Here is a 21,792-nt window from a genome sequence, read left to right as displayed (position 1 = left end):
CCGCCGCCGTCGCCGATTTCGCCGGCTGCGCGGGAGCGATCAAATCGTGTGGCAGGGTGCCGCATCAGGCATCGGGAAACGGCCAGCGCTCCCGGAATGCGGCGCTGCTCGCCACGAAGGCGTCGGTGCGGAACGACCTGTCCGCGCGGCCATAGACCAGAGGCGCGCCGTCCGGCCGGCGCATGATGCCGCCCGCGCCCTGCAGCACGGCGTGGGCCGCGGCGATGTCCCATTCGCTGATCGAAGCGAACCGCACCGACAGGTCGGCGCGGCCTTCGGCGATCATCGTATATTTCAGCGACGAACCGACCGGCAGGCGACCGGCAACGCCGTGGCTGACGAGGTATCCCTCGCTGTCCAGGTCGGGATGGGAGCGGCTGACCAAAGCCAGCGGGCCCTCCGGCGGCAGGGGGCGGGTGGCGATCCGGCGCCGGTCGGTGGCATCCGCGATGGGCCTGCCGGGCGCGAGCCGCATCGCCTCGGCGGTCTGCCCGAGCCCGAGCCACAACTGGTCGAGCGCTGGCGCCGCAACGATGCCGGCGACCGGCGTACCACCCGCGATCAGCGCGATATTGACGGTGAACTCGCCATTGCCGCCGATGAACTCGCGCGTGCCGTCCATCGGGTCGACCGCGACGAAGAGGTCGGTGCTGTCGGGCAGCCGGCCGGCGGCGGCCGATTCCTCCGCCAGCACCGGCACGCCCGGCAGCAGCCGCGCCAGCCCCTCGAGGATCACCTCTTCCGCCTCGTGGTCGGCGGCGGTCACCGGCGAGCCGTCGCTCTTGATCCGGGCGGCCCCGCCATAATGGCTCATGATCCGCCGGCCCGCCTCCGAGGCGAGGGAGCCGAGGGCATCGACGAGGGCGGCATCGTTGAAGCGGGAGGGCATGCGACCTGACTAGGCGATTGCCCCGCGCGTGGGAAGCGTCCCGGCGCGGCGCGCGGCGTTTACCGATCGCTCACGCCGTTTCTTCGGCTCCCGTTCACCGCGTTTCTTCGGCTCGCGCTAACCCCCGGCCGCCATGATGAACGCCGTATTAGGGACATCCCCCGATTTTTCGGAATTTGCCGATGAGTGTTGCGTTCGGCACACAGGGCCGTGGTCGCCGGGCCCTCAAATGGTTTGCCGTTGCGGTTGCTGGGATCACCATCGCCGCCTGCGGACGCTATGCCTATGAGCGGCGCGAGCAGTGGCGATCGGACCTCGAGAGCCGCTGCATGTCGTCCGGCGCGGTGCAGATGACGCAGTTCGTCCAGCGGGCCAATACGATCAACGGTCCGGGCACATGCGGGATGGACTATCCCTTGCGCGTGTCCGCGCAGGCGCGCGGGCAGGTGTCCTACAATCGCCCCCAGACTCTCGCCTGCCAGATGGTGCCGACCGTCGACCGCTGGATCGACAATGTCGTGCAGCCGGCGGCGCAGCGCTGGTTCGGCGCCGGGGTCGTGGAGGTCAGGGCCGGTTCCTATTCCTGCCGTGGCATACGCGGCGGCCGCTCGGGCCGCATGTCCGAGCATTCCTTCGGCAACGCGCTCGACGTCTTCGCTTTCGTCCTGTCCAGCGGCCATACGGTCGTGATCCGTCAGCACTGGCGCGGCGAGACCGCCGAGTCCGGCTTCCTGCGCGAGATCTTCGTGCGTGCCTGCGACCATTTCACCACGGTTCTCGGCCCGGGCTCCGACGCCTTCCACTACGACCATTTCCACCTTGACCTCGCCCGCCACGATCCGCGCTGGACCCGCCGGGTCTGCCGGCCACGGCCGGAAACCGTCCAGATGCTGCAGCCGGCCTCGCCCAGCAGCAATTTCGGCTGGGGTTTCGGCCGGCAGGGCACTTTCGTCCGCTGATCCGTGCGAACGAGGGTTTCCGTGAGCCCTGGCAAGTCCTAAATTCGGGGCTGACGCCGTCTCCGGGGAGCGCGCCGGTTTGCAGAACACCTTGCTCGCCGTGGGTCTCGCGCTGATCGCCGCCATCGTGGCGGCGCTCGCGGCGCCCCTGCTGATCGACTGGAACGCCTATCGCCCGCAGGTCGAGGCCGAAGCCTCACGCCTGATGGGGCGGCCGGTCACGATCGGCGGCGAGCTGTCGATCCGCCTCCTGCCGACGATCCAGATCGACGCACGCGACATCGCCCTCGACGATGCATCGGGGCGGGCGCGCATCGGCCGCCTGCGCGCCGAACTGCGCGTCGCGCCGCTGCTGCGCGGCAATGTCTCGCTGACTTCGGTCCATGTCCGCGATGCCGATATCGTGGTCGCGGGATCGCAGGCAGCCACCAGTTTCCTGCCTGCGGAAGAGGTTCTCGTCGAGAATGCCCGGCTGTCGCTGGCGCAGGCCGGCGCGCCGCCGACGCTGATCGCCGAGCGCATGATGCTCACCGGCGAATCGCGCGGGGTGAAGGGGCCGCTGCGGCTCGAAGGCTCGGTCGTCACCGGCGAGCGCGCCGTGGCAGTCCATCTGACCGCCGCGCTGACCGATGCCGGCTCTCTCGCGATGCGACTGCGCGCCACCGACAGGGAAACCAGCCTGACGGTCGATGCGGAGGGGCTGGTCGCCACGCAGGAGCGCCCGCGGTTCGACGGCGATATCGTTCTTGCCGGCATGGCGGGCCGCTTGCCCTGGCGGCTGTCGGGCAAGGCGGCGGCGACCGCCGATGCGGTGGTCTTCGAAAAGATGGATACGCAGGTGGGGGCCGACGACCGTGCCGTGCGGGCGACGGGCTCGCTGCGGATCGGCCTCGGCGGCGCGGGCGAGACCGAGATGGTGCTTTCCGCCCGCCAGGTCGATCTCGACCGGCTCGCGGAGCCGGCGCCCGGCTCCGCCACGACGCCGCGCGACGTCATCGCCGCGCTGGTGCGCGAGGCGCCGGGGCTGGGGCGGACGTCGCGGCCGGTTTCGGTCGGCTTCGACATTGCCGGGCTTGTGCTGTCGGGCGGCCAGCTCGCCGACCTTCGCGGCGATCTCCGCTCCGACGACGGCGGCTGGCGGGTCGAACGCCTCGCCGCGCGCCTGCCGGGCGGCGCGAGCCTCGAGGCGTCGGGCCGCGCGATGCTTGCTCCCGATCTCGGCTTCTCGGGCGTCATGGCCGTGCAGGCGATGCGGCCGGCCGCGCTCATGTCGTGGCTCGACGCCCTGCCGACCCCGGAAGGCACGCTGGACGATCCGGTCCGCCTGGCAGCGGATGTCGTCGCGGAGCCCGGCAGACTTTCCCTTGATAAGCTTGAACTCTCGTCGCCGGCCGGCACCGCGCGCGGGCGCATCACCCTCGACGTGCCGGCGCTCGGCCGCCACGCGCTGGCGCTCGACCTTGCGGCCGACGCGCTCGACCTCGACCTGCTGCTGAGGCTCGCGCGCGGCGCGGGCGCAAGGCTCGACCCGGCCACCGATACCCGGCTCCAGCTTCGGGCGGAACAGGTGCGCCTCGCCGGACTGGCGGCGCGCGGGCTCGATCTGTCGGTCGCGACGGACGGGCGGACCTTCGACGCCGAGCGCATCCGCATCGCCGATTTCGCCGGTTTCGGCATGGACATGGCCGGCCGGCTTGACGGCATCGGCGGTCCGCTGGTCGGACGCCTGTCCGGTCGGCTCCGGGCGGCCAATGTCGACAGTCTCGTCGTGCTTCTCTCGCGCAGCCCGGTGACCGCGCAGGCGGCGGCATGGCTGCGCGAGCGGGCGCCCTCGCTAGCGGATGCCGACCTCGCCATGACTTTCGCGGCGGGCGGACGCTCCGCGCTCGGCCTTCGGCTGGACGGGCGGGTCGGCGGCGGCACGCTGACCGTCGATGCCGCGGGCTCCGGACAGATCGAGCGCCCGGAGACGCTGCTCGGCCGGGTGCAACTGAACGTCTCGTCTCCCCGTGCCGACCAGATTTATGCGCTGATCGCCGGCAGAACCGCTCATGGCGCGACGCCCGGCGCGCCCGCCCGCCTCTCGGTCACGGTCGAGCGTCCTGACACCGCAAGCCTGAAGGTTTCGGGCGCCGCATCCGCCGCCGGGACCGAAATCACCGTGTCGAGCGAGACTGCCGGCACGGCGCGCGGCGTCCATACGGCGTCGCTTGCCTCGACCGACCTTGCTCCGGTCATGCCGCTGCTGGGCGTGCCGGCCGAGCTCGCCGGCCGCCTGCCCGCGCGCCTCGATCTCCGGGCGACCTCGCGGGGGACAGCGTGGCAGACACAGACGCTGCGCGGGCAGGTGGGCCCGACCACTGTCGAGGCCGAACTGCGCGGCAATGGCCTGGAGGCCGCCGGGCGACTGCGCCTCGGCACGCTATCGGGCGAGGCGCTGGCCGCGCTGGTCTCGGGGCCCGCCTGGCTGATCGATACTGCCTCCGGCAGCTTTCCGGATGCCGCCTTCGGCATGCTGGCCACCGACGCCATCGCCGCCGAACTGGACCTCACTGTCGAGCGCGTGCTCATGGGCGATGCGCCGCCGATGACCGGCCTTGCGGCCAGGCTCTCGCGCCGGGGCGCGCGCGCCAGCCTGACCCAGCTGGCCGCGACGATGGGACCGGCCCGCCTGTCCGGCAATCTCAGCCTCGACCGCAGCCCGTTGCGTTCAATCCTTGCCGGCAACCTGACGCTGGACGGCGTGCCCGCCAGCCTCGGATGGCCGGGAGCCGCGGGGCAGGGGCGGCTCGCCATCGAACTTGCCGGTGACGGCGCCAGCCCGGCGGCTCTGGTCGCCAGCCTGCAGGGCACCGGCGGCATCGCGTGGTCGGCCATGCGTGCGAGCGGCGTCAGCCTCGGGGCACTGGCCCGCGCCACCCGTCAGGCGGAGGTGGCGCAGGATCTCGGCCGGCCGCTGAGCGACATGGCCTTCGGCGCCGTGCTGGCGCAGGCGCTGGAGGCGCCTGTCGATATCGCAGCCGCGACCTCCCGGCTGACGCTGTCGGGCGTGACCTTGCGCCTTGCCGAGACGATCTTTCCCGGACCCGGCGGCCGTCTCGCCTGGAGCGGCAGCCTCGACCTCGCCGAAGGCCGCCTCGCCTCGGTCGTCAGGGTCACGCCGGATCGCGGCCGGGACGATGAGGCCGTTCCCGCCATCGTCGTGCGCTTCGACGGCACGGCCGGGCAGGCGACGAGGCGGATCGATACCGACGATGTCTCCGGCTGGCTCGGCCTGCGGCTCGTCGACCGTGCCGCCCTGCGCATCCAGATGTCCGAATCGGACCGGCTCGAACGTGCACGCCAGCGGGCCTTCAGCCGTTTCACCGCGCATCCGCCGCCGCCGGTCGTGGTGCCCCTGCCGCCGGTTCCGGACCTGTCGCCGGACCTTCTGCCGCCGGCCGAACAGGCGACGCCGGCCGAGCCGGAGCCGTCACGCGAGGGCGTTCCCGTGCCGGCCCGCCGACCGGCGGAAGCGCATCGCCCGGCGAGGCCCGCCGCGCCTCAGGCCGGCAGCGACCTGCCCGGAGTGGTGCGCCGCGCGCTCGACGGCGCCCGCCCGCCGGCCGCGCCCAGTGCCGGGGCGCCGAATGCCGGCGCGCCGATGTCGATCCTCCCGCCGCTGCCGGCACCCGTCGAAGTTGGTCCTGCGCCCGGCATGCGTCGCTGATGCTCTTTCGCCGCGCCTCCGGCTCGCCTATATTCAGTGCGCCGGGGCAACCCGGCTATGGCGATAAACGGCCATCGCAATAAGCCTTTCGGACCCGGGGGCAGTACCCGGCGCCTCCACCATCAGGGCCGCCCAGGCGGCGTTGGTGATGGGGGCGAAACAGGATCGACGAGGGTGTAAAGGGTGGACTTTTGCTCGGCATGGTTCCGCCGTTATCGGGCCGTCTCAATAGTTGCCAACGACAACTATGCTCCGGTGGCCGTTGCCGCGTAATGCGGTAATGGTACCGAAATCAAAGTCCTTGCGGGTAGCACTGTAAGGCGGGGTTCGGAGGCACCTGGCAACAGAAGCCTCCACTTCTTCCGCGATCCGCGCCGCGGCAGACAGGTGATGCAGGGCGCGGCAGGGGCAACAGGGCGCTCGGCCCGATCAAGACATGCCGACCGATCTTATCCGATACGACCTTCTGGCTCAGGATGCGCTTCGCGGCGTCGTCAAGCGCGTGCTCGTCGATGCAGCGCGTGAAGGCCTGCCTGGCGACCACCATTTCTACATCACGTTCGACACGCGGGCGCCCGGCGTCCGGCTGTCGAACCGTATGCGCGAGAAATATCCGCAGGAGATGACGGTCGTTCTGCAGCACCAGTTCTGGGACCTGGTCGTCACCGAGCACACATTCGAGGTCGGCCTGTCCTTCGGCGGCATTCCCGAGCGACTGCTGATCCCGTTCGAGGCGGTGAAGGGCTTCTTCGATCCGTCGGTCCAGTTCGGCCTGCAGTTCGAGGTCGCCGGCGCCGAGGACGGCGAACAGGGGGAGGCGACGGTGCGGGAGGTCGCGCCGCCGGCCGCCGCAAGCCTCGCCACCGTCGAAGCCGCCGTGCCGCAGAAGTCAGCCCCCCGCGAGGTCGGTGCCGAACGTGCGCCGAAGGCCACCGGCGAGGAGGCTGCGCGGGAGCCGGAAACCGGCGGGGCCGAGGTCGTCAGCCTCGACAAATTCCGGAAGAAGTAACCGGCGGACCGCCCGCAAGCGGGCTTGGATTCTGCGGGGCAGGGCGTCTGCGGACAATTGCGCCTATTTCATTTGCCAGTCTTTCACAGGTCGGCCTCCAAGGACGACCTGACGTAACGGTATCTCGGGAAGGTTTTCTCGCGGGGCCGTGATGATTACACATTTTGGGAAAGGTCGTGCGCGGATCCGCCGGCAAGGCGGGATGCTCCGCCCGCCTCTCCGATGGTCAATGCGCGAGTCGGTATTTCGCTATGGAACCGAATGATGGGTGACGTTGTTAATCTCCGGCGAGCGCGCAAGCAGAGGGTTGGGGAAACCGCAAAGTCCGAGGCACAGGCCAATCGCCTGCGCTTCGGCAGGCCGTCGGCGGAGCGCAAGCTGGATGAAGCCCGCGAAGAGCTGGAGGCGCGGCGCCTCGATGCTCACAAGCGTTCGGAGTGACGGCCGGTATGAAGAGCCATGTAGTCAAGCGGTCCATCGTTGTAGAGGGCCATAAAACCAGCGTCAGCCTGGAAGACGAGTTCTGGAACGCCCTCAAGGAGATTGCCTCCGAGCGACGCGAGACGCTATCCGAGGTCGTCAGTCATATCGACGGCGACCGGACGCATGGCAATCTGTCGTCCTCGATCCGGCTTTTCGTGCTTGATCACTACCGCTCGCGGCCCGCACGACCTGCGTGACGGAGCGGGCCGGCGGCCCTTCCGTCCACCTTTTCCCCATCCGATCATGCTGTTGGCGCTTGTCATCGGCCGATGTGCGTGATGTCATCCCCGCGCGGAAAGCACCGGGCCGGGACGGCCGATTGCAAGGGTGCTGGGAGCGGGAGCAGATGCAGGAAGACAAGGTCAACACGGCTGCGGAATCGCGTGGTCTGGTCAAGAGTCCGCAGGATATGTTCGCCGGGCTCTTCATCGTCGCTTTCGGATTGTTCTGCCTCTGGGCGTCGTCGAACCTGACGGGTGGCCGCGGGGCCAATCTGGGGCCCGGATCGTTTCCGCGCGGGCTGTCGTTCCTGCTGATGGCGGTCGGCTCGATCATCATCGTGCAGGCGCTGACGGTGGTCGGCCCGCGGCTCGAGGCCTGGTCGATCCGCGGACCGGTCTTCGTGCTCGGCTCGGTCCTCGTGTTCGCGGCGACGATCCGCGGCACCACGCTGAACATTCCCGGTATCGGCCGCACCGATCTCATCCCGCCGCTCGGCCTGATCGTGGCCGGCCCGCTGACGCTGGTGCTCGCCAGCCTCGCCACGACGGAGCGCAACTGGTTCCAGACCATCGTCTTCGCGGCGAGCATGACGGCCTTCTGCATCCTTTTGTTCAAGGTTGCGCTGCGCCTGCCGATCCCCGTGGCGCCGTGGGCGGGGTGGTGACGTCATGGATATGTTCGCCAATCTGGCGCTGGGCTTCGGCGTAGCGCTCACCCTGAAAAACATCGGCCTCTGCCTGCTCGGCTGTCTCATCGGCACGCTGGTCGGCGTGCTGCCGGGCGTCGGCCCGATCGCCACCATCGCCATGCTGCTGCCGATCACCTTCGGGCTCGATCCGGTCGGCGCGCTGATCATGCTGGCCGGCATCTATTACGGCGCGCAGTACGGCGGTTCGACCACCGCCATCCTGGTCAACATCCCGGGCGAGGCGACGTCGGTCGTCACCGTGCTGGACGGCCACCAGATGGCGCGCAACGGGCGCGCGGGCGCGGCCCTCGGCATCTCGGCCATCGGTTCCTTCTTTGCGGGCTGTGTCGCGACGATCGTCATTGCCGCGCTGGCCGCGCCGCTGACCCGTGTCGCGCTGCTGTTCGGTCCGGCGGAATATTTCTCGCTGATGGTCATGGGCCTGATCTTCGCGGTCGTGCTGGCCCGCGGTTCGGTCGTGAAGGCCGTCGCCATGGTGCTCTGCGGTCTGATCCTCTCCACCGTCGGCCAGGATCTGGAGACGGGCGCGGACCGCATGACATTCCGCTGGCCGGAACTGTCCGACGGCATCGATTTCACGACGATTGCGATGGGCATGTTCGGCTTCGCCGAGATCCTCCGCAATCTCGAGAACCCGGAGACGCGCGACGTCCTCAGGAACCGCATCGGCAGCCTGCTGCCGAACTGGGAGGAACTGAAACAGTCGATCATGCCTGTGCTGCGCGGCACCGGCCTCGGCGCGACACTCGGCATCCTGCCCGGCAACGGCGCGGTGCTCGGCCCCTTCGCGAGCTACACGCTCGAGAAGAAGATCGCCAAGGACCCCTCGCGCTTCGGCAAGGGCGCCATCGAGGGTGTCGCCGGTCCCGAGAGCGCCAACAATGCCGGCGCGCAGACCTCGTTCATCCCGCTGCTCACCCTCGGCATCCCGCCGAACGCGGTGATGGCCCTGATGGTCGGCGCAATGACCATTCACGGCATCGTGCCCGGCCCGCAGGTCATGGAGAAGCGGCCCGATCTGTTCTGGGGCATGATCGCCTCGATGTGGATCGGCAATCTCATGCTGCTCATCATCAACCTGCCGATGATCGGCGTGTGGGTGAAGCTGCTGAAGGTGCCTTACCGGATGCTCTTCCCCTCGATCCTGATGTTCTGCTGCATCGGCATCTACTCGGTGAACAACAACCCGTTCGACGTGATGATCACGGCCTTCTTCGGCCTGGTCGGCTACGCCTTCCTCAAGATGGGCTTCGAGGTCGCTCCCCTGCTGCTGGGCTTCGTGCTCGGCAAGCTGATGGAGGAATACCTGCGCCGCTCCATCCTGATGTCGCGCGGCGACTGGTCGGTCTTCGTCGACGTGGTCAATCGGCCGATCTCGGCCGCGCTGATCGCGATCGCGGTGATCCTGGTGGTGCTCTCCCTGCTGCCGTCGATCACCAAGAAGCGCGACACCGTCTTCGTGGAGTGACCGGCCGGTCCAACCGGCAGGCAAGTCTCGACCGGCGCGGGCCAATGTCCGCGCCGGTTTTGTTTGGGCCGGCGCAAAGCTGTGGGCCTGCCGGCTGCGATGCTGCCAACTGTCGGCGCAGTCGCTATATGATGGGCGTCCAGAGAATCGCCTCCCGCCCGAAGGTGCGACGGTGCGCCAGTTTCACGACCTCATGCAGCGCGTGCTCGACACGGGCGCGCGCAAGGAAGACCGCACCGGCACGGGCACGCTGTCGGTGTTCGGCCACCAGATGCGCTTCGACCTGTCGGAAGGCTTTCCGATGGTCACGACCAAGAAGCTGCACCTGAAGTCCATCGTCCACGAGCTGCTGTGGTTCCTGAAGGGCGACACCAACATCGCCTATCTCAAGGCGAACGGCGTCTCCATCTGGGATGAATGGGCCGACGCCAACGGTGACCTGGGCCCGGTCTACGGTCGGCAGTGGCGCTCCTGGGCGGCGCCTGACGGCCAGACCATCGACCAGATGGCCAATGTGCTGGCCATGCTGAAGCGCAACCCGGATTCCCGCCGGCTGATCGTCTCGGCTTGGAACCCGGCCGATGTCGACCGCATGGCGCTGCCGCCCTGCCATTGTCTGTTCCAGTTCTACGTCGCGGACGGCCGACTCTCCTGCCAGCTCTACCAGCGTTCGGCCGACATCTTCCTCGGCGTGCCCTTCAATATCGCGAGCTACGCGTTGCTGACCCTGATGATCGCCCAGGTCGCCGGCCTGAAGCCCGGCGATTTCGTCCATACGCTGGGCGACGCGCATCTCTACGCGAACCATATCGAACAGGCGAAATTGCAGCTTTCGCGCGCACCGAAGCCCCTCCCGACCATGACGCTCAATCCGGCGGTGACGGATCTGTTCGGCTTCGCGTTCGAGGATTTCACGCTGACCGGCTATGAGCCCGACGCTCATATCAAGGCTCCGGTCGCGGTGTGACCAGTGAAACTGGCCAGCCTTCAAACCAGATGTGAGCAGATCACCCGACGTTACGAGGCTGCGTTCGGCATCGCTCCGGGCGAGGACTGGCTGGTGCTGAAGCTTCAGGAGGAGCTGGGCGAGTTCGTTCAGGCCTATCTCGCGGCAAGCGGACGGTCTCGCCGCAAGCTCGCCGGCGACGGGGCCCATACGGCCATGGCGCAGGAACTGGCGGACGTCATGGGCTTCGCGCTGGCGCTTGCCGAGCGCCTCGGCATCGACGCGGAGGCGGCGCTGGAAGCCAAATGGATGCGCCACGAGGCTGCATCGTGAGCCCGATCCTCCTCATCGCCGCGCTTGCCTCCGACCGCGGCATCGGCAACGGCAATGCCTTGTTGTTCCGCCTCAAGACCGACATGGCGAATTTTCGCGCGGCGACGCTCGGCAAGCCCGTCATCATGGGCCGCAAGACCTTTGAAAGTCTGGCGAAACCGCTGCCGAAGCGCCTCAACATCGTCATCTCGCGTCAACCGGATCTTGCCATTCCGGGCGTCGTGATTGCGCCTTCGCTCGACGCCGCCCTGGCGGTGGCCCATGGCGAGGCCCTGCGCACCGGTGTCGGCGAGATCGTGGTCATGGGCGGCGCCGAGATCTACGCCCTCGCCATGCCGCTCGCGGACCGGCTGCTGATCACGCATGTCGATGCCGCTCCGGCGGCCGATGTCTTCTTTCCGACCATCGACCAGGCCGTATGGACGGGAATGCAGGTTGCCACCCATCCGGCCGGGCCCGACGACCGCCACCCGTTCCGCATTATCGACTATCGGCGCGCCAGCGGCTGAAAGCCGCACGTGACGAGCCGCGTAACAGACCTTCCCGGGCCGCCCGAAGGGCGATTTCACCCCTCTGCCGTTCACCAAGCCGGTGAAGCCGGGCCGTTTCACGCGGCCCCCGCGTTGAAAGCGGGCCTCGCCTCTTCTATATCCCAACGGCAGTTGCGGCGCCGATGGCGCCTCTCGGTGCCCGGCCGGGCGCAGTCAGTAGGGACACGAACTTCATGCCGTGGAACAATCAAGGCGGCGGCCCGTGGGGCGGCGGGAGCGGCGGCGGCAGCGGTGGCGGCGGCCCGCGCGGTCCCTGGGGGCAGGGCCCGCAGGGTGGCGGGAGCGGCGGCGGGGGAGGCGGCGGTCAGCCGCCGGACCTCGAGGAACTGATCCGCAAGAGCCAGGAGCGCCTGAAGAACGTGCTTCCCGGCGGCGGTGGCAATATCGGCGCCAAGGGCATCGCGCTCATCGCCGTCCTCGGCCTGATCATCTACGGCCTGACCGGCTTCTACACGGTCAGCCAGAACGAGGTCGGCGTGAACACGGTGTTCGGCCGCCATGTCGGCAATGCCGCGCCTGGCCTCAACTGGAACCCGCCGTCGCCGTTCGGCGCGGTCTACCGGGTTCCGGTCACCGACGTTCGCCGCACCGAGATCGGCTACCGCTCCGGCGGCGGGCCGCGCGGCGGCAACCGCGAGGTGCTCGAAGAGAGCCTCATGCTCACCGGCGACAATAACATCGTCGACATCGACCTCGAGGTTCAGTGGGACGTGAACCCGGCGCGCGTCGCCGACTTCGTGTTCCAGCTCCAGAACCCGGAAGGCACGGTCAAGGCGGTGGCGGAAAGCGCGCTGCGCGAGGCCATCGGCCGCCGCGACATCCAGAACGTGCTGACCACCGAGCAGGCGGCGGTTGCGACCGAGGTGCGCCAGATCATGCAGCGCATCCTCGACGACTACCGTTCGGGCATCAATATCCGCGTCGTCCAGCTGCTGTCGGCCCTGCCGCCGGCGCAGGTGCGCGGCGCGTTCCTTGACGTCAACGCCGCCCAGCAGGACCAGAATCGCGTACAGAACGAGGCGCGCGCCTATGCCAACCAGGTCGTGCCGGAAGCGCGCGGCCGCGCCGCCCAGATCCTGCAGGAGGCCGAGGCCTACCGCGACCGCGTGGTCGCCGAGGCCAACGGTCAGGCGAGCCGCTTCAGCCAGGTCTATGAGGAATACCGCCGCGCGCCCGACGTGACGCGCGAGCGCATGTTCCTGGAGACCATGGAGCGCGTCCTCGGCTCGACCGACAAGATCATCATCGACCAGCAGCCGGGCGCCCCGGGCGTTCAGCCGTTCCTGCCGCTCGACCAGCTGATGCGCCGCGGCCAGACGCAGCCGCCGCAGCCGGCACAGGCTCCGGCCGTCACCACCCCGAGGGTCCAGCGATGAACTCTTCCTTCAAGCTCGCCCTCGGCATCATCGTCGCGGCTGCGCTGTTTGCGCTGGCCAACTCGTTCTTCGTCGTCCAGATCACCCAGCACGCCATCGTGCAGCGCTTCGGTGAGGTCACCCGCCAGCCGATCAGCGAACCGGGCCTCTATTTCAAGGTGCCGTTCATCGAGAACGTCGTGGTGGTCGACAAGCGCATTCTCGACCTCGATCTGCCGGTGCAGACGGTGCTCTCGACCGACCGGCAGAACCTCGACGTGGACGCCTTCGCGCGCTACCGCATCACCCAGCCGCTGCGCTTCTTCCAGACGGTGCGGACCGTGCCGAACGCCAACACCCGCCTGGTCAGCTTCGTCAACGCCTCGCTGCGCAACGTCATTGCCGGCGCGACGCTGTCGCAGCTCATCCGCACGGACCGCGACCGGCTGATGAACCGCATCCAGGAAGAGGTGAACCGCGAGGCCACCACGCTGGGCGTCGAGATCGTCGACCTGCGCCTGACCCGCGTGGACCTGCCGCAGCTGAACCAGGAAGCGGTGTTCAACCGGATGCAGACGGAGCGCCGCCAGGAGGCCGCGGACCTGCGCGCCACCGGCAACCAGCAGGCCGTGACCATCCGCGCACGCGCCGACCGCGAGGTCGTCGGCATCCTCGCCGAGGCCAACCGCCGCTCGGAAGAGCTGCGCGGCGCCGGCGATGCCGACCGGAACCGGATTTTCGCCGAGGCCTTCGGCAAGGATCCTGGCTTCTTCTCGTTCTACCGCTCCATGCAGGCCTACGAGCAGAGCATGCGCCAGGGCGACACGCGCATGGTCATCTCGCCGACCTCGGACTTCTTCCGCTTCTTCGGCGATCCGTCCGGTCGCCGCGGCGCCGGGCCTGCTCCGGGCCAACCCGCGCCATCCGGCAACTGACGCGCCTTCCGGGCCGCCGCAGCATCTGCGGCGGCCTTTTTCGTTTCCACGACTGTTCCGCACATGAAAGATCTCATCGTCGCCATCGGCCTCGTCCTCGTCATCGAGGGGCTGATTCTGGCGGCCTTCCCGAACCGCGTCCGCGATGCGCTGGAAACCATGCGCCTGACGCCCGATCAGCAGCTGCGCATCGTCGGCCTCATCGCCGCGGTGGCGGGCCTTGCCGTCATCTGGTGGATGCGCGGCTGACGCCCGCAGCGCCGTCCCGACAAAAGACCCGATTGACAAGCCAGCCCCGAGGCTTGAAGGGAAGTGCGGACCTGATCGGTTCGGCACTGCAAAAGATATCCTATGGCTCAGTTCACGCTTCCGAAGAATTCCCGGATCACCGAGGGCAAGTCCTGGCCGAAACCGGCGGGCTCGAACCGGCTGAGCGAGTTCCGCATCTACCGCTGGAACCCGGACGACGGCGCCAACCCGCGCATCGACACCTATTATGTCGACCGCGACGATTGCGGTCCGATGGTTCTCGATGGCCTCATCTGGATCAAGAACAAGGTCGACCCGACCCTGACATTCCGCCGCTCGTGCCGCGAGGGCATCTGCGGCTCCTGCGCCATGAACATCGACGGCACCAACACGCTGGCCTGCACCAAGGGCATGGACGAGGTGAAGGGCGCGCAGGTGAAGATCTACCCGCTGCCGCACATGCCGGTGGTCAAGGATCTCGTTCCCGACCTCACCCGCTTCTACGCGCAGCACGCCTCGATCGAGCCCTGGCTGAAGACGACCACCGCCCAGCCCGAGAAGGAATGGCGGCAGTCGAAGGAAGACCGCGAGAAGCTCGACGGCCTCTACGAGTGCATTCTCTGCGCCTGCTGCTCCACCTCCTGCCCGAGCTACTGGTGGAACGGCGACCGCTATCTGGGGCCGGCCATCCTACTCCAGGCCTATCGCTGGCTGATCGACTCGCGCGACGAGGCCACCGGCGAGCGCCTCGACAATCTCGAGGATCCGTTCCGCCTCTATCGCTGCCACACGATCATGAACTGCTCGAAGGCATGCCCGAAGGGCCTGAACCCGGCCAAGGCCATCGCCGAGATCAAGAAGATGATGGTCGCCCGCCAGGTCTGACGGCCTACTTCTTCTTGTTCGGCGCCTGCGTGAGCGCGGATGCCGCGACCTTCTTGATCTGAGCCGGGGTCGCGGACTTTGGATCCCGCAGCAGTTTGGATGCGGTCGACGCCGCCGACTTGCCCGTTCGCTCGTTCTTCGCCATTGGCACCTCCCGTGAATGCGGCATTGAGCGATGTCAGAATATGCCGAACATTCTTGAGAACAAATAGGGAACATTGCGTATTGAAGCGACGCGGACCCGAGTTGTATCCATGACCTGACGCGCTTTCCGCGTGCCATGGTTCCGCCGTGAAAAATCCTCGCGCCATTCGACTTGCGACCTCTCGGGTGCCGTCGCGGCCGCGTGACCTGACGCATCGCCATTGGAGATCAGGTCATGCCGCCAGGCCCCTCGCTCGTCCGTTCGCCCGTCGCCAAGCTCATCGGCATCGCCATCCTCACCATGCCGCTGGTGGTGCCGCTGCTGGCGCTGTCGGTATTGCGCGGGGAGCGCTCGCAGCGCGCGGCGGAGGTGGTCCGGGAGGTCGCGGGCGCCTGGGCCGGCGAGCAGACGGTCGTCGGCCCCATCCTGCTGCTGCCCTACGTGACGCGGGTGCAGGAGAACGGTGTGGTCCGCACCGTCAGGCGCGTCGTCTCGGTGCTGCCGGAGACCTACCGCCAGACCGGCGACATCAATGTCGAGCATCGCCGGCGCGGCATCTTCGAGGTGCCGGTCTGGCGCGGCGAGATGGCGATCCAGGCGCGGTTCGGCATGGTGGACCTCGCCCGTTTCGATGCGGCGGCCATCGCGCCGGTCTGGGAGGAGGCCACGCTGGTCTTCCACGTCGCCGATCCGCGCGGGCTGGAGCGCGAGATCGAGGTGCGCGTGGGCGATCGCGCCGTGGCCCTGGAGCCCGGCAGCGCCATTCCGTTCCAGGCGCCGGTTCTGTCGGCGCCGCTGGCGGGCGTGGACGGCGCCCAGCCCTTCGACGTCGCCGCGAAATTCGACCTCAAGGGTTCGCGCTCGTTCGGCGTCGCGCCGATCGGCCGGACCTCGACCGTCGCGCTGAAATCCAACTGGGGCCATCCGAGCTTCTTCGGCGCCTTCCTGCCGAATGCCCGCGATCTCGGCGCCGACGGCTTCACCGCGAACTGGACGATCCCGCACTACGCCCGGCCGGTGGCACAGGTCGCGCTGGCCGAGGCCGGCCTGTTCCAGCGGCTCGTCAATGCCCGCTCGGGCGTGCGGTTCTTCCAGCCGGTCGACATCTACCATCTCGTCGAGCGCGCGCTGAAATACGGCATCCTGGTGATCGGCGCGGCCTTCGTCGTGGTCTTCCTGATGGAGGTCGCGACCAGGCGCTCGTTCCATCCCGTCCAGTATCTGATGGTCGGCGCGGCGCTGACGGTCTTCTACCTGCTGCTGCTCTCCTTCGCCGAGCATATCGGTTTCGCGTCGGCCTATGCACTGGCGACGGCTGCGGTGGCGGGTCTCGTTTCGCTCTATGTCGGTCTTGCCTTCCGGCGCGCGCGGGAGGGGCTGGTCGTCGGCGTCGAGCTCGCGGCCGCCTACGGCCTGCTCTACGTGGTGCTCGCATCGGAGGACTATGCCTTGCTGACCGGTTCCGTCGTGGTCTTCGCCGCGCTGGCCGCGGTGATGCTGGCGACGGTGAGGACCGACTGGTCGTCATTCGGTGGCGAGAGCCGCGAGAAACCGGCTGCGGAAGCCTCAACGATCGGTTAACCAGATGGGCGACATCGTCGCGAATTGGCCCGGGCCCGCCACGGAATTGCCGCCGGTTGCGGCGAAACTTGGCAGGTTCGCGTCTCTCGCGCGGCTTCCTATCCGGTGACACCGTCCATGGCCATGCGCCCTGCCATTCTCGTCCTTGCCTCCGTCGCGCTCGCCGGATGCACTTCGTCCGCGCGCTTCGGCGACTTTTCCACCGCCTCGGTGCCGCCGAGCGGCTCCGAGCGGATCGATCGCGGCTTCGGTCGCTCCGATCTTCCGCCGCCGGCGCCAGAGCGCCGCCCCTCGGCAGCCGACCAGGACGTCATTCCCGGCGGGCAGCAGGGCGAGACAGGGACGGTCGAGAGCGGCGAGATCGCGCCGCCTACCGTCGCCGGGCGCTCGGATGTCGGCCCCTCGGCGATCGAACCGGCGCTGAGGCCGAGCGAACCCGGCGCCCAGCCGCAGATCATGCAGCCGGAGCCGCAGCGGGGCGGCGCTCCGGCCGCGCAGCCTCCCGTCGTCTCCGCCATGCCTCGCCAGGAGCGCCCGACCGTTTCCTCCGCCACCTCGATCGCGGGCACCTGGACTGTGACCGATGCCGGCGACCGCTGCCGCATCACGCTGACCTCGACGCCGCTGTTCGAGTTCTACCGCGCAAGCCCGCAGAACTGCCGCGCGCCATCGCTCGCGCGCATCAATGCATGGGAGCAGCGCGGCTCCGAGGTGGTGCTGCTGCAGCCGGGCGGCCGGGTCGCGGCCCGCCTCTCGCCGCAGGGCGGCGGCGCCTATTCGGGCGCGACCGCCACCGGCGCGCCCGTCTCCATGGCGCGCTGACCCCACCAGATCCTTCCGGACAAACAAAAACCCCGGCCGAGGCCGGGGTTTTCGCATCGCCCTGATGAGCGAAGAATCTTACTTCTTCAGCGCGCCGATGCCGCCGAACTTCTGGTTGAAGCGCGACAGGCGACCGCCGCGATCCATCAGCTGCTGCGAGCCGCCGGTCCAGGCCGGGTGCGACTTCGGGTCGATGTCGAGCTGGAGGACATCGCCCTCCTTGCCGTAGGTCGAGCGCGTCGTGTACTCGGTGCCGTCGGTCATCACGACCTTGATCGTGTGGTAGTCCGGATGGATGCCGCTCTTCATGGTCGTCCTCGAAGCGATAAGGGGCCGGGTCGATGAAAGCCGGCAGGAAAATGGTGCGTCCTGTGACGAGAAGCCGCGCTATTAACGGAAGTTCCGGCTCTTTTCAAGACGTGACGGCAGTCCGATAAGCGCCTGCGACAAGGGAAGCATTCCACCGATGAGCATCGCCGCGCCCGCCGCGGAAGGGACCTCGCAGACGACCCCCCGGCCGAAGCTTCGCCCCCTCCTGACCTTTATTCCCGTCATGACGCGCTATCCGGCCATGCTGGCCGGGGCCGCGGTAGCGCTGGTCATTGCCTCGCTCGCGACGCTGGCCGTGCCACTGGCCATCCGCCGCATGATCGATTTCGGCTTTTCGGCCGATGGCATGATCACCCAGTATTTCGCCATGATGGTGGTGATCGCGGCCGTGCTGGCGCTGGCCTCCGCCGCCCGGTTCTACCTGGTCACCAGCCTTGGCGAGCGGGTGGTGGCGGATATCCGCGCCAGGGTGTTCGGCCATCTCGCGACGCTGTCGCCGGCCTTTTTCGACACGGCACGCACCGGCGAGCTCGTCTCGCGGCTCTCCGCCGACACAACGCAGATCAAGTCGGCCATGGGCGTCTCGGTCTCGATTGCCCTGCGCAACCTGATCATGTTCGCCGGCGCGGTGGCGATGATGGTCTTCACCAGCCCGCAGCTCTCGCTCTACGTCGTCGGCGCGATCCCGATTCTCGTCCTGCCGCTGGTCGCCTTCGGCCGCAACGTTCGCCGCCGTTCGCGTCTCGCGCAGGATCGGCTGGCCGACGCCACCGCCTATGCCGACGAGAACATCCAGGCGGTGCGGACCATGCAGGCCTTCACCGCCGAGCGGCTGGTGACGGAGCGCTATGCCGCCGCCGCAGAGGAGGCCTATGCCAGCGCGCGCAACGCCAACAAGGCACGGGCGATCCTGACCGCCGTCATCATCTTCTTCGCCTTCGCGAGCGTCGTCGCGGTGCTCTGGGCCGGCGCGCAGCAGGTGCTGGCCGGCACGATATCAGGCGGCCGGTTGTCGCAATTCGTGCTCTACGCGGTGTTTGCGGCAAGCTCCCTGTCGCAGCTCTCCGAGGTCTGGAGCGAGATTTCGCAGGCCGCCGGCGCGGCGGAGCGGCTGGTCGAGATCCTCGCCACCAAGCCGGCGGTCGCCGCCCCCGAACGGCCGTTGGCGCTGCCCGAGCCGCCGCGCGGCGAGGTCGCCTTCGTCGCGGCCCGTTTCGCCTATCCGGCGCGGCCCGACGTGAAGGTGCTGGACGGCGTTACCTTCGAGGTGAAGGCCGGCGAGAAGGTCGCCATTGTCGGCCCGTCGGGTGCGGGCAAGTCGACCCTGTTCGCCCTGCTGCTGCGCTTCTACGATCCGCAGGGCGGCGTCGTCCGCTTCGACGGTGTGCCGGTGAACGAGGTCGATCCCGCGGCGCTCCGCGCACGCATTGCGACGGTGCCGCAGGATGTCGCGATCTTCGCGGCCTCGGTCGCCGACAATATCCGCTACGGCCGCCCCGACGCGACCGACGAAGAGGTAGTGGCGGCCGCGAGAATGGCCCATGCCGACGAGTTCGTCGCACGCATGCCGGAGGGGTATTCCAGCCTCATCGGCGAGCGGGGCGTGACGCTGTCCGGCGGCCAGCGCCAGCGCCTCGCCATCGCGCGCGCCATCCTGCGCGATGCGCCGCTGCTGCTGCTGGACGAGGCGACTTCGGCGCTGGACGCCGAGAGCGAGACGCTGGTGCAGGAGGCGCTGGGCCGGCTGATGGAGGGACGCACGACGCTGGTCATCGCCCACCGCATCGCGACCATCCTCAACTGCGACCGCATCGTCGTCATGGATGGGGGCCAGGTGGTGGAGCAGGGCACCCATGCGGAGCTCGTCGCGGCCGGCGGGCTCTATGCCCGCCTCGCCGATCTCCAGTTCAACGGCAGCAAGCTGGCCACTGCGGCCGCGAGCTGAGTTTCTGCCGTTGCCCTAAACGTCGTGCCCGGCCTCGTGCCGGACATCCACGCCTTCTTTCTGCGCGTCGCGCGTTCATGCCGTGGGTGGCCGGGACAAGTTCGGCCACGACGAGGTGCGGCGTTGACGGCGCTCTGTCAGCGATCGGTCAGCCTGAGCTCGATGCGCCGGTTGCGTGCCAGCGCTTCCGGGCCGTCGCCGCGGTCGATCGGCTGGAACTCGCCGAAGCCGGCGGCGACGAGGCGTTCGGGCGCGATGTCGCGCGAGATCAGGTACTGGACGACGGCGATGGAGCGCGCCGCCGACAGCTCCCAGTTGGAGCGGAAGCGGCCGCCCTGTATCGGCCGGGCATCGGTGTGCCCGTCGACCCGCAGCACCCAGGGAATGTCGGTTGGAATGTCTTTCTCGAGCTGCAGGAGGGCAGCGGCCAGCTTGTCCAGCTCGGCGCGCCCGCCGGGCTCGATCTCGGCCTGGCTTGACCCGAAGAACACCTCCGACCCGAAGACGAAGCGATCGCCGACCACGCGGATGTCGGCGCGCTCCGCGAGAATTTCGCGCAGACGGCCGAAGAACTCCGAGCGGTAGCGCGACAGTTCCTGCACGCGCTGGGCGAGCGCGAGGTTCAGGCGCCGGCCGAGATCGGTGATGCGCGACTGCGATTCCCGGTCACGGGCCTCGCTCGCGCCGAGCGCGTCCTCCAGCGCGGCGAGCTGGCGGCGCAGCGCGGTGATCTGCTGGTTCAAAAGCTCGATCTGGGCGAGCGCCGCCTGCGCGGTCTGGCGGTGCTGGGCGATCTGGGCCTCGAGCGTGGTCGCCCGGGTCCCGGCGCTGCCCGCCTGACCCTGCGCATCGGTCAACAGGCCCTGAAGCCGCGCGCGCTCCTGCTCGGAGGTGCCGAGCGTCGCGGTGATCGCGGCAAGGCCCTCCTGCAGCGTCTGGCGCTGGCCGCGTTCGAGCTGGAGCAGCTCGCCGAGTTCGGCGATCTGGCGCTGCAGGCGCACCATGCTCTCATCCTTGCCGGCGATGTCGCGCGACAGGAAGAACTGCGCCAGCATGAACACCGACAGCATGAAGATGATGGCGAGCAGAAAGGTCGACAGGGCATCGACGAAGCCCGGCCAGTAGTCGATGCCGCGCTCGCCGCGGCGGGCGCGTGAGAGGGCCATCAGGTGCGGCTCCGCTCGCGCAGGACCTGCTCAAGCAGGCGGCGCACTTCCTTCTGCTCCCCGGCCTGGGTTTCGACCCAGTCGCGGATCAGCTGCTGCTCGGAGCGCATGTGGGTGACGAGGCCCTGTATGCCCTCGGCAAGGTTGGCCATGGCGGCGCTGGCGCGCTGGTTGGAGGGGCCCTCGGCGATGGCCTCCCGCAGCCGGTCGAACGCGCGCTGGAGATCGGCGACGCTGACCTGGGGAGCGGCATCGCCGGCCGCGCCGGGGCTGATCACCGCCATGTCCTGCACGGTGGATGACAGCCAGTCCTCGACCTCGGTGTAGAAGCGGTTCTGGGCCTGGCTCGCCTGCAGGTCGAGGAAGCCGAGAACCAGCGAGCCGGCAAGGCCGAACAGCGAGGACGAGAAGGCGATGCCCATGCCGCCGAGCGGTTCGGCGAGGCCGCGCTTCATGTCCTCGAAAATGGTGCCGAGCTCGCCCTGCGTCGACAGACCGTTGATCACCCGGCCGACCGAGGTGACCGTCTCGATCAGGCCCCAGAACGTGCCGAGCAGGCCGAGGAAGACGAGCAGGCCGGTGAGATAGCGCGCGAGCTCGCGGCCCTCGTCGAGGCGGGTCGCCAGCGAATCGAGCAGCGAGCGCATGGTGGTGGTCGAGATCGCCATGCGGCCGGCGCGGTCGCCGAGCATGGTCGCCATCGGCGCCAGCAGCACCGGCGGCTTGTCCACGACGATACCGGGATCGGCGAGGCGGAACGAGTTGACCCAGCGCGCCTCACGAAACAGGCGAATCACCTGCCGGAACGACAGAATCACGCCGATCAGCCCGACCGCGACGATGACGCCGTTGAGGCCGGGATTGGCCATGAAGGCGATGCGCACCTCGCGCTGGAGCACGAAGACGATCAGTCCGACCAGCGCCAGGAACACCAGCATCCGGAACAGGAAGATGCGCGGAGACGAGACCTTGAAGGGGTCGAGATCGCGGGCCATCGGCACTCTTCGGGCTTTTGCGTCTGCTCCAAGGCTAGCCGCTGCGGCGCAAGAAATGAAGCGATGGATCGCGGGGAGGGGGAGCCGCCACCTCTCCCCGCCGGGG

The 21,792-nt window shown here is 68.7% G+C and carries 22 protein-coding genes and 1 other RNA gene; 18 read left to right on the top strand and 5 right to left on the bottom strand.

Annotated elements, in window-relative coordinates:
- Positions 1-64: 64 nt before the first annotated feature.
- Positions 65-889, bottom strand: a complete 825-nt coding sequence (locus tag JNK84_RS08890; protein ID WP_293423041.1) for a 3'(2'),5'-bisphosphate nucleotidase CysQ family protein — start codon at positions 887-889, stop codon at positions 65-67.
- A 182-nt stretch (positions 890-1,071) separates the two neighbouring features.
- On the opposite strand from JNK84_RS08890, the gene JNK84_RS08885 reads away from it, so the two are divergent.
- The 15 genes from JNK84_RS08885 (at position 1,072) to JNK84_RS08815 (ending at position 14,702) form a co-directional block, all read left to right on the top strand.
- The gene (locus tag JNK84_RS08885; RefSeq protein WP_293423038.1) at positions 1,072-1,848 is read left to right on the top strand and encodes an extensin-like domain-containing protein; all 777 of its coding nucleotides are present in this window, start codon (positions 1,072-1,074) and stop codon (positions 1,846-1,848) included.
- 79 nt (positions 1,849-1,927) lie between these two features.
- Positions 1,928-5,557 carry an AsmA family protein gene (locus tag JNK84_RS08880; protein ID WP_293423035.1) on the top strand — a complete coding sequence of 1,210 codons (3,630 nt, stop codon included), beginning with the start codon at positions 1,928-1,930 and terminating at the stop codon, positions 5,555-5,557.
- A 1-nt stretch (position 5,558) separates the two neighbouring features.
- Positions 5,559-5,915, top strand: a transfer-messenger RNA (tmRNA) gene (gene ssrA / locus JNK84_RS08875).
- Positions 5,916-5,993: 78 nt separating this feature from the next.
- Positions 5,994-6,566: an SspB family protein gene (locus JNK84_RS08870; protein WP_293423032.1), complete on the top strand. Its 573-nt coding sequence runs from the start codon at positions 5,994-5,996 to the stop codon at positions 6,564-6,566.
- Positions 6,567-6,788: 222 nt separating this feature from the next.
- Positions 6,789-7,007, top strand: coding sequence for a DUF4169 family protein (locus tag JNK84_RS08865; protein WP_367272280.1), 219 nt, complete (start codon positions 6,789-6,791; stop codon positions 7,005-7,007).
- An 8-nt stretch (positions 7,008-7,015) separates the two neighbouring features.
- Complete coding sequence (locus tag JNK84_RS08860) at positions 7,016-7,246, top strand: ribbon-helix-helix domain-containing protein (protein ID WP_293423029.1); 231 nt, start codon at positions 7,016-7,018, stop codon at positions 7,244-7,246.
- Positions 7,247-7,395: 149 nt separating this feature from the next.
- Positions 7,396-7,935 carry a tripartite tricarboxylate transporter TctB family protein gene (locus JNK84_RS08855; protein ID WP_293423026.1) on the top strand — a complete coding sequence of 180 codons (540 nt, stop codon included), beginning with the start codon at positions 7,396-7,398 and terminating at the stop codon, positions 7,933-7,935.
- A gap of 4 nt (positions 7,936-7,939) precedes the next feature.
- Positions 7,940-9,448 carry a tripartite tricarboxylate transporter permease gene (locus tag JNK84_RS08850; RefSeq protein ID WP_293423023.1) on the top strand — a complete coding sequence of 503 codons (1,509 nt, stop codon included), beginning with the start codon at positions 7,940-7,942 and terminating at the stop codon, positions 9,446-9,448.
- A 172-nt stretch (positions 9,449-9,620) separates the two neighbouring features.
- A complete protein-coding gene (locus JNK84_RS08845) occupies positions 9,621-10,415 on the top strand; it encodes a thymidylate synthase (protein ID WP_293423019.1) in 795 nt (264 codons plus the stop codon).
- Between the two features lie 3 nt (positions 10,416-10,418).
- A complete protein-coding gene (locus JNK84_RS08840; RefSeq protein WP_293423016.1) occupies positions 10,419-10,727 on the top strand; it encodes a MazG-like family protein in 309 nt (102 codons plus the stop codon).
- Positions 10,724-11,236, top strand: coding sequence for a dihydrofolate reductase (locus JNK84_RS08835; protein ID WP_293423013.1), 513 nt, complete (start codon positions 10,724-10,726; stop codon positions 11,234-11,236). The genes JNK84_RS08840 and JNK84_RS08835 overlap by 4 nt, the downstream gene beginning before the upstream one ends.
- A gap of 215 nt (positions 11,237-11,451) precedes the next feature.
- A complete protein-coding gene (hflK, locus tag JNK84_RS08830; protein WP_293423011.1) occupies positions 11,452-12,654 on the top strand; it encodes an FtsH protease activity modulator HflK in 1,203 nt (400 codons plus the stop codon).
- On the top strand, positions 12,651-13,568 hold the full coding sequence (hflC, locus tag JNK84_RS08825; RefSeq protein ID WP_293423008.1) for a protease modulator HflC: 918 nt from the start codon (positions 12,651-12,653) through the stop codon (positions 13,566-13,568). The genes hflK and hflC overlap by 4 nt, the downstream gene beginning before the upstream one ends.
- A gap of 63 nt (positions 13,569-13,631) precedes the next feature.
- Positions 13,632-13,817, top strand: coding sequence for a DUF2065 domain-containing protein (locus JNK84_RS08820; RefSeq protein WP_293423005.1), 186 nt, complete (start codon positions 13,632-13,634; stop codon positions 13,815-13,817).
- A 102-nt stretch (positions 13,818-13,919) separates the two neighbouring features.
- Complete coding sequence (locus JNK84_RS08815) at positions 13,920-14,702, top strand: succinate dehydrogenase iron-sulfur subunit (protein ID WP_293423002.1); 783 nt, start codon at positions 13,920-13,922, stop codon at positions 14,700-14,702.
- A 4-nt stretch (positions 14,703-14,706) separates the two neighbouring features.
- Here the strand turns inward: JNK84_RS08815 and JNK84_RS08810 are convergent, their stop codons facing one another.
- A complete protein-coding gene (locus tag JNK84_RS08810) occupies positions 14,707-14,847 on the bottom strand; it encodes a hypothetical protein (protein ID WP_293422999.1) in 141 nt (46 codons plus the stop codon).
- Between the two features lie 234 nt (positions 14,848-15,081).
- Here JNK84_RS08810 and creD point away from each other — a divergent pair, with 234 nt between their 5' ends.
- Positions 15,082-16,428, top strand: a complete 1,347-nt coding sequence (creD, locus tag JNK84_RS08805) for a cell envelope integrity protein CreD (protein WP_293422996.1) — start codon at positions 15,082-15,084, stop codon at positions 16,426-16,428.
- Positions 16,429-16,545: 117 nt separating this feature from the next.
- Positions 16,546-17,250 (top strand): AprI/Inh family metalloprotease inhibitor, encoded by a 705-nt coding sequence (locus JNK84_RS08800; protein ID WP_293422993.1) that lies wholly within the window; start codon positions 16,546-16,548, stop codon positions 17,248-17,250.
- Positions 17,251-17,328: 78 nt separating this feature from the next.
- Here JNK84_RS08800 and rpmE read toward each other — a convergent pair whose 3' ends face one another.
- The gene (gene rpmE, locus JNK84_RS08795; RefSeq protein WP_293422990.1) at positions 17,329-17,559 is read right to left on the bottom strand and encodes a 50S ribosomal protein L31; all 231 of its coding nucleotides are present in this window, start codon (positions 17,557-17,559) and stop codon (positions 17,329-17,331) included.
- Between the two features lie 157 nt (positions 17,560-17,716).
- Between rpmE and JNK84_RS08790 the strand changes: the two genes are divergently transcribed.
- A complete protein-coding gene (locus JNK84_RS08790; RefSeq protein ID WP_293422987.1) occupies positions 17,717-19,525 on the top strand; it encodes an ABC transporter transmembrane domain-containing protein in 1,809 nt (602 codons plus the stop codon).
- A 137-nt stretch (positions 19,526-19,662) separates the two neighbouring features.
- On the opposite strand, the gene JNK84_RS08785 is transcribed toward JNK84_RS08790, so the two are convergent.
- Together JNK84_RS08785 and JNK84_RS08780 are read right to left on the bottom strand one after the other, a co-directional pair.
- The gene (locus JNK84_RS08785) at positions 19,663-20,691 is read right to left on the bottom strand and encodes a peptidoglycan -binding protein (RefSeq protein ID WP_293422984.1); all 1,029 of its coding nucleotides are present in this window, start codon (positions 20,689-20,691) and stop codon (positions 19,663-19,665) included.
- The gene (locus tag JNK84_RS08780) at positions 20,691-21,686 is read right to left on the bottom strand and encodes a flagellar motor protein MotA (RefSeq protein ID WP_293422981.1); all 996 of its coding nucleotides are present in this window, start codon (positions 21,684-21,686) and stop codon (positions 20,691-20,693) included. Before JNK84_RS08780 ends, JNK84_RS08785 begins: the two co-directional genes overlap by 1 nt.
- Positions 21,687-21,792 lie beyond the last annotated feature (106 nt).

Origin of the sequence: Phreatobacter sp., from assembly GCF_016793595.1 — a bacterium.
In the GTDB taxonomy this organism is placed as follows: Bacteria; Pseudomonadota; Alphaproteobacteria; order Rhizobiales; family Phreatobacteraceae; genus Phreatobacter.
The sequence above is the reverse complement of the archived record's forward strand: the minus strand, read 5'-3'. Positions and strand labels throughout refer to the sequence as shown.